This is a genomic window from Rhodoplanes azumiensis (assembly GCF_042682915.1).
In the GTDB taxonomy this organism is placed as follows: Bacteria; Pseudomonadota; Alphaproteobacteria; order Rhizobiales; family Xanthobacteraceae; genus Rhodoplanes; species Rhodoplanes azumiensis.
Window position 1 is genome coordinate 25,987 of record NZ_JBHUIW010000036.1, and the last position, 12,476, is coordinate 38,462.

A 12,476-nucleotide genomic window follows, 5' to 3' on the forward strand; every position below is an offset into this window, starting at 1 on the left:
CGGTCTCGGGTCTTGGGCTCGGGTCTCGGGCTCGGGTGTCGGTGCGCGACGACACGGATCTCGGGCAGGGCCGGGATTCGTCGCGTCCTCGAGACGACGGAGCAAGTCCGCACGCTCTTCGCGTGCGCGGCGGCGCGGCGCGTGGGAACCCGTGCACCGCGGAAACTTGCTCTAGCCAAGCCATGGGGCGCGGCCCAATATGCCGCCGAAATCGTGCGCAACCAACCTCATACATCGTGATGACCGAACAACCTCGACGCATTCTCCGCGCTCTTCTCTCCGTGTCCGACAAGTCCGGCCTCGTCGACTTCGCCCGCGCGCTCGTCGCCCATCAGGTCGAGCTCCTGTCGACCGGCGGCACCAAGAAGGCGCTGGCCGAGGCCGGCCTCCCGGTGCGCGACGTCTCCGATCTCACCGGTTTTCCCGAGATGATGGACGGCCGCGTCAAGACCCTGCACCCGAAGGTGCACGGTGGCCTGCTCGCGATCCGCGACAATGCCGATCACGTCGCCGCCATGTCGGCGCACGGCATCGTGCCGATCGACCTCCTGGTGGTCGATCTCTATCCGTTCGAGGCGACGGTCGCGAAAGGCGCCGGCTACGACGACTGCATCGAGAACATCGACATCGGCGGGCCCGCGATGGTGCGGGCGGCCGCCAAGAATCACGGCGACGTCGCCGTGGTGGTCGACACGGCCGACTACGCCGTGGTGCTGGCCGAGATGGCGGCCAACGCCGGCGCCACGACGCTGCCGTTGCGCAAGCGGCTCGCCGCCAAGGCCTATGCCCGCACGGCCGCCTACGACGCGGCGATCTCCGGCTGGTTCGCGCAGACGCTGGGCGATCCGACGCCGGATTACTGGGCGCTCGGCGGCAAGCGCATCCAGACGATGCGCTACGGCGAGAACCCGCACCAGGTGGCGGCGTTCTACCGCTCGCCCGAGGTGCGCTTCGGCGTCGCCACGGCCCGGCAGGTCCAGGGCAAGCAGCTCTCCTACAACAACATCAACGACACCGACGCGGCCTTCGAATGCGTCGCCGAGTTCGACCCGGCCCGCACCGCGGCCTGCGCCATCATCAAGCACGCCAATCCGTGCGGCGTCGCCGAGGCCGAGACGCTCGTCGAGGCCTATCGCAAGGCGCTGATGTGCGACCAGGACTCCGCCTTCGGCGGCATCGTCGCGGTGAACCGCGTGCTCGACGCCGAGGCGGCCCGCATGATCACCGGCATCTTCACCGAGGTGATCATCGCGCCCGACGCGACCGAGGAGGCGATCGAGATCGTCCGCGCCAAGAAGAACCTGCGCCTGATGCTGGCCGGCGGGCTGCCGGATCCGCGTGCGCCGGGGCTCACCATGCGCACCGTGGCGGGCGGCTTCCTGATGCAGTCGCGCGACAACGCCGTCGTCGACGACTTCGAGTTCAAGGTGGTGACCAGGCGCGCCCCGACCGAGGCCGAGCTCGCCGACCTGAAGTTCGCCTTCCGGGTCGCCAAGCACGTCAAGTCGAACGCCGTCATCTACGCGAAGGACCGCGCCACGGTCGGCATCGGGGCGGGGCAGATGAGCCGCGTCGACTCGGCCGCCATCGCGGTGCGCAAGGCGGAGGCGGCGGCGCGCTTCTTCGAGCTGCCGGAGCCGCTGACCAAGGGCTCGGTGGTCGCCTCCGACGCCTTCTATCCGTTCCCCGACGCGCTCCTGGTGTCGATCCGGGCCGGTGCCACCGCGGTGGTGCAGCCGGGCGGGTCGATCCGCGACGACGAGGTGATCAAGGCGGCCGACGACCACGACGTCGCCATGGTGCTCACCGGGTATCGCCACTTCCGGCACTGAGGTGCGGCGCCCTCCTTTCACCTCTCCCCGCCGGGGAGAGGGAGCCACGCCGCACTCGCCGCAGCGTCAGAGGATGACCGCACCACCGTCCCTATGCGGCCGACCCGTGGGTCGGGACAATTGTGCCCGAGCCAGCCCCTCGCCGGAGCGGCGCGAACGCTACGGCTTCACGTTCTCCGGCACGATCAGCGGCACGAAGGAGAAGACGCCGGGCATGTCGGGGTCGACGACGACCCGCACGGCGTGGACCTCGGTCTCGCCCATCACCTGCAGGCGCTGGACGCCCGGCACGAGCCGCATCCGCGTGTCGCGGAAGCCGGTGACCTCGAGCGTGTGGTAGTCGCCCTGCACGAGCAGCACGGGCCGGCCGAAGGCGCGCGCCTCGCGCTCGATCGCCTGGATGGTGTCGCGGAAGCCCGACGCCGGCGGAATGGTGCCGACCGAGTCGCGGATGTCCCAGAGATTGGCCTGCAGGGCGATCACCACGGCCCTCGCGCCGCTCTCGCGGGCCTTGGCGAAGCTCGCGGCCAGCCAGGCGAGGTTGGCGCGGTTGCGCTCGAAATACTCGGTCGCGGCGGCGGGCTCGCGGGTCTCGAAGCCGTTGTTGGAGCCGACCACGTGCAGGGTCACGAACAGCACGTCGTTCCTGACGAAGCGCGCGTTCTCGACGTAGCGGGCGTACTCCGGCATGGCGCGCGCCTGGCTCTCGATCGCCATCGGGGCGCGGCCCAGGCTCTTTTCGGGATCCGGGAAGAACATCTCGCGCACGCGGGCGAGCCGCTCGCGCGGATCGGAGCCGGTGCGGTGGCAGTCGGTCCACTCGTTGTCGCCGATCGCGTAGACGAGCGGCTGCTCGAAGGTCCGGAACTGGTCCAGCACCGTCTGGAACGCCGCGTCCGTGCAGGCCGTGGAGCCGCTCTTGGTGTCGCCGACATGGATCGAGAAGGCCGGCCGCAGCCGGTTGATGGCGGCGATCAGGCGGTCGAACCGCTCGTAGTCGGCCGGCACCGTGTAGGGCATATCGCCGAGCGCGACGAACGAGAAGGCGCGCGGCCCGCCGACCGATTCGGCGGCGACGACCGGAGGGGCGGCCGACGCGGCGAGGGCCGCGAGCGTGGCGAGAGCGAGAGCAGGGCGGCGCATGCGGGCTCCTTCGTGCACGGGGGAACGGCCGCTCATCCTGCCGGGGAGGTGTTGCGGTTCTGCGATGGCGCCGGCGCGACGGTCTCGCCCATCTCCTCCACGGCCGCGAGAATTCGCGAAATATCCTCCGGGCGCGACAGGCGGTGGTCGCCGTCCTTGATGAGCGTCAGCACCACGTCGTCCTGGGCGAGGCGGGCGACGAGTGCGCTCGCGTGCTGCCACGGCACGTCGGGATCCTTGACGCCCTGGACGATGCGCACCGGGCAGCCGGTCTCGATCAGGCCGCCGAGCAGCAGGTGGTTCCGCCCCTCCTCGATCAGCCGCCGGGTGATGACGTAGGGGCCGGTGTCGTAGTCGGTCGGCTGCTCGAAGCGGCCCGTCGTCTCGATCGCCTGCCTCACCTCGGGCGGGAAGCGCTTCCACATCAGCGCCTCGGTGAAGTCGACGGCCGGCGCGATCAGCACCAGCCCGGCGACGCTCGCCGGACCGGGCGCCATGCGCCGCCGCAGGGCCCGAACGAGCAGCAGCGCCATCCAGCCGCCCATCGACGAGCCGACCAGGATCTGCGGGCCGCGGCAGCAGGCGTCGAACACGGCGATCGCGTCCGCGAGCCACGACCCGATGGTGCCGTCGGCGAAAGCGCCGCTCGATTCGCCGTGGCCCGAATAGTCGAATCGCACGATCGCCCGGCCGCGCTCGGCCGCGAAAGCATCGAGCGCCTGCGCCTTGGTGCCCTTCATGTCCGACATGAAGCCGCCGAGCCAGACGAGGCCGGGCGACTTGCCGGCGCGGCTGCGGACCGCGATGCGGCGCGCCTGCGCGCCCTCGCCGACCTCGATCCAGGCGACGTCGTTCTCCATCGGGGCACTCCGGGATGATCGCTCCGTCCCGAGGATCGGGACTCGGGCGTCGGGAATCGGACGGTCGGCGCGAATATTGCCGCCCTCCGGCGCGGGGTCTATACCGGCGTGCCGGCCGGCCGCCGGCCTTCACGCGAATCCAGGGTCGGACGCTCCGTCGCGTCGTCCCGCACGGCGCGATCGCCCCGTGGCCCTCACCGTTCCGCTGGCGTGATCGTCCGCAAGGCAGGAGACCAGGATTGCCGGCACCCTCGGAGTCGTCGCCCGACGTCCACGCGCTCGCCGAAGGGTCGATCCCGTCGCGGCCGTCGGATCCGGCGATCGACGCCCGAGAGCGCGCCACCGTCGCCGGCCGGTCCGCCGCGCGTCCTCTCTGCGTGCTCGTCACCGTCCCGACGCTCGATCTCGGGGCCGCCGACGAGGGGGCGATCGAGCTCGCCCGCATCCTCGCCGCGGCCGGTCACCGGCCCGTGGTAGCGTCGCGCGGCGGTCGCTGCGAGGACGAGATCGCCCGCCTCGGCGGCGTCTTCGAGCGGCTCGACGCGACCAGCCACAACCCGTTCGTCATCGCCGGCAACGCGCGCCGACTCCGGGCGCTGATTCGCGTCCATGGCTGCGACGCCGTCCATGCCCATGGCCGCGCCTGTGCGTGGAGCGCGCTCGCGGCGGCGCGCATGACCGGCAAGCCGTTTCTCACCACCTGCTACACCGGCTTCCGCGAGCAGAACCGCCTCAAGCATCTGTACAACGGCGTGATGGCGCGCGGCGACCGGGTGATCGCGGTGAGCGAGTCGATCGCCGACATGATCGGCGAGCGGCATCACGTGCCGCCGTCGCGGCTCGCCGTCGTGCATCCGGGCATCGACCTCTCCGGATTCGATCCGGCCGGGATCGCACCCGACCGCGTCGCCGCGGCCCGCCGCGCCTGGGGCGTCGGGCCGGACACGAGGGTCGTGCTGGTGCCGGGGCGGATCATGCGCCGGCGCGGTCACCACGTCGCCGTGCAGGCGGCCGCCCACCTCAAGGCCCGCGGCCTGCGCGACGTGCTGTTCGTGTTCGCCGGCGAGGACGGCGGCACGTCGAGCTATTCGGGCCAGCTCTGGGACCAGGTGCTCGCCTCCAAGACGGCCGACGTCGTCCGCCTCGCCGGCCCCTCGGCCGATCCGCCGGCCTGCTACGCCGCCGCCACCGTGGTGGTCTCGGCCGCCATCCAGCTCGAGGGGCTTTCCCGCGGCCTGCTCGAGGGGATGGCGATGGCGCGGCCCGTGGTCGCCTCCGATCTCGCCGCCGGGCCGGAGGCCGTGCTGTCGCCGGAGGCCGCCGGCGAGGAGCGGATGACGGGCCTGCGGGTTCCGGCCGGCGACGGCGCCGCGCTCGCCGCCGCGCTGGTGCGCCTGTTCTCGTATTCCGAGCAGGCCCGCCACGCGATGGGCCAGCGGGCCCGCGCCTGGGCCCTGTCGGAGTTCGACCCGGCCGACACGGCGGCCCGGATTCTCGCCATCTATGCCGATCTGTGCGGGGGCGAAACGACGGGTGCGGCGACGACGCCGGCGTTCGGCCCCACCCATTCGCCGCGGCAACGTTGACTTGAAACCGGAATGTCCCAATTCTAATGATCCGTCGCACCGATCCGTCCGGCGCGGCCACCGGCTTTTGCGGCGGCCTGCGGCACGGCGGTGCGGAGACGAACGGATTTGGCCGGCGCCACGCTGCGCATGCCGGTCCGGGCCTTCGGGTTCGGGCGGGCGTGAACGGTGCGGGGTCGGATTTCGACGTAACGGTCACTGCGACCGCGGATCGAGAGACCGCGCAACCAGAGACCTATCAACCAGAAATCGCGCGATCAGAGATCGTGCAACCAGAGTCTGCCAGGATCAACGACAGAGGAGTTCACTGCCATTCGCCGCCCCATGAGAGCGCCGCCCCCCGTCCAAAAGGACGGGCCGCGCGTGAACGAGGAGATTCGTGTCCGAGAGGTTCATCTGATCGACAAGGATGGCGCCAATCGCGGCACCACCCAGATTGCAGAGGCCTTGCGGCTGGCCCAGGAGGCCGGGCTGGATCTGGTCGAGATCGCGCCCAATGCCACCCCGCCGGTGTGCAAGCTGCTCGATTACGGGAAGTTCAAGTACCAGGAGCAGAAGAAGGCCGCCGAGGCCCGCAAGCGTCAGAAGATCGTCGAGGTCAAGGAAGTGAAGTTCCGCCCGATGATCGACGACCACGACTACGACGTGAAGATGCGGGCCATGCACCGCTTCTTCGAGGAAGGCGACAAGGTCAAGGTGACGTTGCGCTTCCGCGGTCGCGAGATGGCGCACCAGGAGCTCGGCTTCCAGCTGCTCAACCGAGTCAAGGACGACACGTCCAAGCTCGCCAAGGTGGAGCAGGACGCCAAGATGGAAGGCCGCCAGATGGTCATGGTGCTGGCGCCGCGCTGAGCGCGCCGGTCGCCGGCGTCGGGCCGTCGATGCTCGCATCGCCTTCGAAGCAGCGCTCCGGCCGCCCCGGTGTCCCGGGGACGGCCGGAGTTGCCAATCCGTCGCACCTCTGCCATAACCCCGCCTTCCCGCCGCCCGGCTGAAAATGGGCTGCCGTGGCGGCGTCGTGCCCTTTTCCGACCGAGCCCGTTCGGGCCCCGTGCCGGTTTCGGGCGCGCTCACATCAACTAGACGGTCCGGCGGACCCGGGGGCCCCTTCGGCCCGGCGCGGTCGTGCACGGCCAGGAGACGAGCCAAATGCCCAAGATGAAGACCAAGTCGGGCGCGAAAAAGCGCTTCAAGATCACCGGCACCGGCAAGGTGAAGTTCCAGCAGTCCGGCAAGCGGCACGGCATGATCAAGCGGTCGACCAAGCAGATCCGCGAGCACCGGGGCACCGCGGTCCTGTTCAAGACCGACGGCGACAATATCAAGAAGTATTGGATGCCCAACGGCTGATCGCCGCCCGCCGCGTTCTTTCACGCGGCTCCACGACTGCTAGACACCAACCGTTTCCAGGAGATCAGCCATGGCCCGCGTCAAACGGGGCGTCACCGCGCACGCCAAGCACAAGAAGGTTCTCAAGGCCGCCAAGGGCTATTACGGCCGGCGCAAGAACACCATCCGGGTCGCCAAGCAGGCCGTCGAGAAGGCGCAGCAATACGCCTATCGGGACCGCAAGGTGAAGAAGCGCACCTGGCGCGCCCTGTGGATCCAGCGCCTCAACGCCGCCGTGCGTCCGTTCGAACTCAACTACAGCCGCTTCATCGACGGCCTCGCCAAGGCGGGCATCACGGTCGACCGCAAGGTGCTGTCCGACCTCGCGATCCGCGAGCCGGCGGCGTTCCAGGCGATCGTCGAGAAGGCCAAGGCCGCGCTCGCCGCGGCCTGAGGCCGGCGCTCAGAGGCCGCGGCCGGCGCAAAGCCGGCCCGAGCGGGCGGTCCGAGACTTCGACCGGGTCCCGAGGCCGCGATCCCGTGCGGTCGTGTTGCCGGGTCGTTCGCTCCAGGCGGACGGCCCCGATGCCTTGGGATGAGCCATGTCGGAAATCACCGAGCTCGAAGCACGCCTGATGGCGGACGTCGCGGCGGCCGCCGACGAGCCGGCGCTCGAAGCCGTGCGGGTCGCGGCGCTGGGCAAGAAGGGCGCCGTCTCGGCCCTGCTCGCCACCCTCGGCAAGATGTCGCCGGAGGAGCGCAAGACGAAGGGGCCGCTGATCAACGGCCTCAAGGACCGGCTCGGCGAGGCGCTCAACGTCCGCCGCGCCGCGCTGCGTGACCTGGCGCTCGACCAGCGCCTCGCCACCGAGACCGTGGACGTCACGCTACCGCTGCAAGACAGCCCGCTCGACCGCGGCCGGATCCATCCGATCAGCCAGGTGATCGACGAGCTGACCGCGATCTTCGCCGACATGGGCTTTTCGGTCGCCGAAGGGCCCGACATCGAGACCGACGACTACAACTTCACCCGGCTGAACTTCCCCGTGGGCCATCCGGCCCGCGACATGCACGACACGTTCTTCTTCCCCCCGAAGCCGGACGGCTCGCGGCTCCTGCTGCGCACCCATACCTCGCCCGTGCAGGTGCGCACCATGCTGTCCAAGGCGCCGCCGATCCGGGTGATCTGCCCGGGCCGCACCTATCGCTGCGACAGCGATCAGACCCACACGCCGATGTTCCACCAGGTCGAGGGCCTGGTGATCGACAAGGGCTCGCATCTCGGCCACCTGAAATGGATCCTCGCCGAGTTCTGCAAGGCGTTCTTCGAGGTCGACCAGGTGAAGATGCGGTTCCGGCCGTCGTTCTTCCCGTTCACCGAGCCGTCGCTCGAGGTCGACATCCAGTGCCGCCGCGACAAGGGCGAGGTGCGCTTCGGCGAGGGCGAGGACTGGCTCGAGATCCTCGGCTGCGGGATGGTGCATCCGAACGTGCTGAGGAACTGCGGCATCGACCCCGACGTCTATCAGGGCTTCGCCTGGGGCATGGGCATCGACCGCATCGCCATGCTGAAATACGGCATGCCGGATCTGCGCGCCTTCTTCGAGGCCGACGTCCGCTGGCTCGACCACTACGGCTTCCGCCCGCTCGATTTTCCGACTCTGGCGGGGGGGTTGAGCGGGTGAGAGCTGCGCCTTGTTAGATGCCGCGTCGCTCGCGGCAGAGCGGCGCGGACTCCCTCCCCCGCATGCGGGGGAGTTCTGAAAGTGTGATGACGTGAAGGCTACGGTCGGCGAGCTGGGCACGAGGGTGCCGCGCATTCCGCCCTGTTCCCTCCCCCCTTGTGGGGGAGGGCTAGGGAGGGGGGTCGGGCAGATGCCACACATGCGGGTCAGCGGTCAGCAGCGCGGGCGGGCCAAGCAGCTCCGCCAGACCATGACGCGCGCCGAGACTCTGCTGTGGCGCTACATCAAGGCGCATCGGATCGAAGGTCTCGGCTTTCGCCGTCAGGTGCCGTTGGGAATCTACGTCGCCGACTTCGTGTGTCACGCGACGAAGCTCGTCGTCGAGCTGGACGGCGAAAGCCACGATTTCGAATCTCGGCTCCGTCGCGATGCGACGCGCGACGCCTGGTTCGCGTCGCAAGGCTATCGTGTGCTGCGATTCACCAATGATCAGGTGCTCCGAAATCTCGAAGGCGTCGTGTCGGTGATCAGAGAGACCGCCGGCGCTGCGATGCCGGGCATACCCCCCTCCCTGTCCCTCCCCCACAAGGGGGGAGGGAACCCTCTCACCGACGCTGTTCCAGATGGAACTCCGGGCGCCGACGCGTGTCGGCCGGACCTCGGCGCTGCAGAGACAGACAAATGAAATTCACCCTCTCCTGGCTCAAGGACCATCTCGACACCGACGCCTCCCTCGGCGCCATCGTCGACAAGCTCACCATGATCGGCCTCGAGGTCGAGGAGGTGGAGGACAAGGGCAAGCTGCTGGCGCCCTATGTCATCGCCCACGTGATCTCGGCCGAGCAGCATCCGAACGCCGACCGGCTGCGCGTCTGCATGGTCGACATCGGCGCGGCCGGCAACGGCAAGCCGATCCAGGTGGTGTGCGGGGCGCCCAACGCCCGCACCGGCATGCGCAGCGTGTTCGCGCCCGCCGGCACGTACATCCCGGGCAAGAAGTTGACGCTCACGGTCGGCACCATCCGGGGTGTCGAGAGCCACGGCATGCTGTGCTCGGAGGCCGAGCTCGAGATCTCCGACGATCACGACGGCATCATCGACCTGCCGGCCGACGCACCGGTCGGCACGTCCTACGCGGCGTGGGCGAAGCTCGACGATCCGGTGATCGACATCAATCTCACGCCCAACCGGCCCGACTGCACGGGCGTCGCCGGCATCGCCCGCGACCTCGCGGCGGCCGACGTCGGCACGCTGCTGCAGAAGCCGATTCAGCCCGTGAAGGGCGGGTTCCCGTGCCCGGTCAAGGTGACGCTCGACTTCGGCGACACGCCGTCGCTGTGCCCGGCCTTCGGCTTGCGTCTCGTGCGCGGCGTCAAGAACGGTCCGTCGCCGGAGTGGATGCAGCGCCGCCTCGCCGCGATCGGGCTGCGCCCGATCAACGCGCTGGTCGACATCACCAACTTCCTCACCTTCGACCGCGCCCGGCCCCTGCACGTGTTCGACGCCAAGAAGGTGAAGGGCGATCTCGTCGTCCGGCGCGGCCGCGACGGCGAAAAGCTGCTCGCGCTCGACGGCAAGACCTATGCGCTCGACGACACGATGTGCGTGATCGCCGACGACAACGGCGTCGAGTCGCTCGCCGGCATCATGGGCGGCGAGGTGTCGGGCTGCGACGAGAGCACCACCGACGTGCTGATCGAGTCGGCCCTGTGGGACGAGATCAATATCGCCCGCACCGGCCGCAAGCTCGGCATCGTCACCGATGCGCGCTATCGCTTCGAGCGCGGCGTCGATCCGGCCTTCATGCTGCCGGGCCTCGACCTCGCCACCCATCTGGTGATGGAGCTGTGCGGCGGCGAGCCGTCCGAGGTCGTCGTCGCCGGCCGGCCGCCGATCCGCGACAAGGTGATCGACTTCACGCTCGATGCGCTGCCGCGCCTCGCCGGCCTGGACATCGGTCTCGCCGAGACCAAGCGCGTGCTGTCGCGCCTCGGCTTCTTCGTCGCCGGCGACGCCAAGAAGCTGAAGGTCGCGGTGCCGACCTGGCGGCCCGACGTCGACGGCGTCGCCGACCTCGTCGAGGAGGTGATGCGCATCGTCGGCGTCGACCGCGTGCCGCTCACGCCGTTCCCGCGCGACGATCGCGGCCGCAAGCCGGTGCTGACCCCGATCCAGGTGCGGACCCGCCGGGCCAAGCGTGTGCTCGCCGCGCGCGGCCTCACCGAGGCCGTCACCTGGTCGTTCATCTCGAAGACGGAGGCCGAGCTGTTCGGCGGTGGTCAGCCGGAGCTGGCGCTCGCCAATCCGATCGCGGCCGAGCTCTCCGACATGCGGCCGAGCCTGCTGCCCGGCCTGATCGCCGCGGCGCAGCGCAACGCCGACCGCGGTTTTCCGGACGTCGCGCTGTTCGAGGTCGGCCAGATCTTCCGCGGGGACCGGCCGGAGGATCAGTTCATCGCCGCCGCGGGGCTTCGCCGCGGGCTGGCGCGGCCGACCGGAACGGGCCGCCACTGGCGCACCGGCGCGCAAGCGGCGGACGCCTACGACATCGAGGGCGACGCGCTCGCCGTGCTGGCCGCCTGCGGCGCCCCCGTGCAGGGCGTGCAGATCCAGCCGGGCGGATCGGCGTGGCTTCATCCCGGCCGCTCCGGCACGTTGCAGATGGGGCCGAAGCTCGTCTTCGGGCATTTCGGCGAATTGCATCCGCGGCTCCTGGAGGCGCTCGACGTCACCGGCCCGATCGTCGCCTTCGAGCTGATCCTCGACCGCATCCCGGATCCCAAGGCCAAGGCGACGCGGGCGAAGCCGCCGCTCGAGCTCGCCGCCTTCCAGCCGGTGTCGCGCGACTTCGCCTTCATGGTCGACACGAGCGTGAAGGGCGCCGACATCGTGCGGGCCGCGCAGAGCGCCGACCGCAAGCTGATCACGGGCGTCACGGTGTTCGACGTCTACGAGGGCAAGGGCGTCGAGCCGGGCAAGAAGTCCGTGGCGATCGCCGTGACGCTGCAGCCGCGGGAGAAGACGCTGACCGACGAGGAGATCGAGGCGGTGGGGCAGAAGGTCGTCGGTGAGGTCGTCAAGCGGACCGGCGGCGTCCTGAGGGCATGATGCGCGAGCTGCTGCTCGCGCTCGGCGTCACCGACGTCTCGCCCGGCGCGGCCGGGTTCGTCGCGGTCGCGGCGCTGCTCGCCGGCCTGGCGCGCGGCTTCTCCGGCTTCGGCTCGGCCCTGATCTTCGTGCCCCTCGCCTCCACCATGATCGCGCCCGCCATGGCGGCGCCGCTGTTGCTGGTGGTCGACGTGATCATGTCGGCCGGACTGATTCCGAGCGCGTACAAGCTCGCCGAGAAGCGCGAGGTGCTCACCATGCTGTGCGGCACGCTGATCGGCCTGCCGCTCGGCACCGTGGTGCTCCTCCATGCCAGCCCGGTGTCGATCCGCTGGGCCGTCGCCGTGCTGGTGCTGGTGATGCTCGCCGTGGTGATGTCGGGCTGGCGCTTCCGCGGCGAGCCGAGCCGGCGCCTCACCGTCGCGGTCGGCCTCACGGCGGGCTTCTTCAGCGGCATGTCGCAGACCGGCGGGCCGCCCGTGGTGCTCTACTGGCTCGGCAGCCACCATTCGCCGGCGCGGGTGCGCGCCAACATCGTGTTCTACTTCGCGCTGTCGATGGTGCTGTCGGTCACGGCCTATCTGATCATCGGTCTGTTAACGCTGCCGGTGCTGGGGCTCGCCGTGCTGGTCGGCCCGGTCTACGGGCTCGGGGTGTTCGCCGGCACCCGCATGTTCGGCCTCGCCTCGGTGACGGTGTTCCGCGCCATCGCCTACGGCCTCATCGCCGCCACGGGCCTGTTCAGCCTGCCGCTGTTCGACGGGATCTTGAGGCCCTAGGGTGGGCAAAGGCGCGTCAGCGCCGTGCCCGCGCCGTCACGCCGATCGATGGTGATCAGATCGCGAGTCCGACAGCGTGGGCACGGCGGGCCTGCGGCCCGCCTTTGCCCACCCTTGTAACAGCGAGAGCGAGTATCGTCGGGCCGTTCCGTGA

11 protein-coding genes are annotated in these 12,476 nt (G+C 70.1%); 9 read left to right on the plus strand and 2 right to left on the minus strand.

The features are described from left to right. Positions 1-239: 239 nt before the first annotated feature. Positions 240-1,832, plus strand: a complete 1,593-nt coding sequence (gene purH, locus ACFSOX_RS21950) for a bifunctional phosphoribosylaminoimidazolecarboxamide formyltransferase/IMP cyclohydrolase (protein ID WP_378479963.1) — start codon at positions 240-242, stop codon at positions 1,830-1,832. 159 nt (positions 1,833-1,991) lie between these two features. Here the strand turns inward: purH and ACFSOX_RS21955 are convergent, their stop codons facing one another. Further along, positions 1,992-2,975, minus strand: coding sequence for a hypothetical protein (locus ACFSOX_RS21955; protein ID WP_378479964.1), 984 nt, complete (start codon positions 2,973-2,975; stop codon positions 1,992-1,994). Between the two features lie 32 nt (positions 2,976-3,007). Further along, entirely contained in the window at positions 3,008-3,835 is an 828-nt protein-coding gene (locus ACFSOX_RS21960) for an alpha/beta hydrolase (protein ID WP_378479965.1), read from the minus strand. A 239-nt stretch (positions 3,836-4,074) separates the two neighbouring features. Between ACFSOX_RS21960 and ACFSOX_RS21965 the strand changes: the two genes are divergently transcribed. The 8 genes from ACFSOX_RS21965 (at position 4,075) to ACFSOX_RS22000 (ending at position 12,322) form a co-directional block, all read left to right on the plus strand. After that, positions 4,075-5,421, plus strand: a complete 1,347-nt coding sequence (locus ACFSOX_RS21965; protein WP_378479966.1) for a glycosyltransferase — start codon at positions 4,075-4,077, stop codon at positions 5,419-5,421. Between the two features lie 312 nt (positions 5,422-5,733). After that, the gene (infC, locus tag ACFSOX_RS21970) at positions 5,734-6,273 is read left to right on the plus strand and encodes a translation initiation factor IF-3 (RefSeq protein ID WP_201159254.1); all 540 of its coding nucleotides are present in this window, start codon (positions 5,734-5,736) and stop codon (positions 6,271-6,273) included. A 297-nt stretch (positions 6,274-6,570) separates the two neighbouring features. Beyond that, positions 6,571-6,771: a 50S ribosomal protein L35 gene (gene rpmI / locus ACFSOX_RS21975; protein WP_111356580.1), complete on the plus strand. Its 201-nt coding sequence runs from the start codon at positions 6,571-6,573 to the stop codon at positions 6,769-6,771. A gap of 70 nt (positions 6,772-6,841) precedes the next feature. Beyond that, complete coding sequence (gene rplT, locus ACFSOX_RS21980; protein WP_378479967.1) at positions 6,842-7,204, plus strand: 50S ribosomal protein L20; 363 nt, start codon at positions 6,842-6,844, stop codon at positions 7,202-7,204. Between the two features lie 148 nt (positions 7,205-7,352). Then, positions 7,353-8,435, plus strand: coding sequence for a phenylalanine--tRNA ligase subunit alpha (pheS, locus tag ACFSOX_RS21985; protein WP_378479968.1), 1,083 nt, complete (start codon positions 7,353-7,355; stop codon positions 8,433-8,435). A gap of 199 nt (positions 8,436-8,634) precedes the next feature. After that, a complete protein-coding gene (locus ACFSOX_RS21990) occupies positions 8,635-9,120 on the plus strand; it encodes an endonuclease domain-containing protein (protein WP_378479969.1) in 486 nt (161 codons plus the stop codon). Next, positions 9,117-11,543, plus strand: a complete 2,427-nt coding sequence (pheT, locus tag ACFSOX_RS21995) for a phenylalanine--tRNA ligase subunit beta (protein WP_378479970.1) — start codon at positions 9,117-9,119, stop codon at positions 11,541-11,543. The genes ACFSOX_RS21990 and pheT overlap by 4 nt, the downstream gene beginning before the upstream one ends. Next, positions 11,543-12,322, plus strand: a complete 780-nt coding sequence (locus ACFSOX_RS22000) for a TSUP family transporter (protein ID WP_378479971.1) — start codon at positions 11,543-11,545, stop codon at positions 12,320-12,322. The genes pheT and ACFSOX_RS22000 overlap by 1 nt, the downstream gene beginning before the upstream one ends. Positions 12,323-12,476 lie beyond the last annotated feature (154 nt).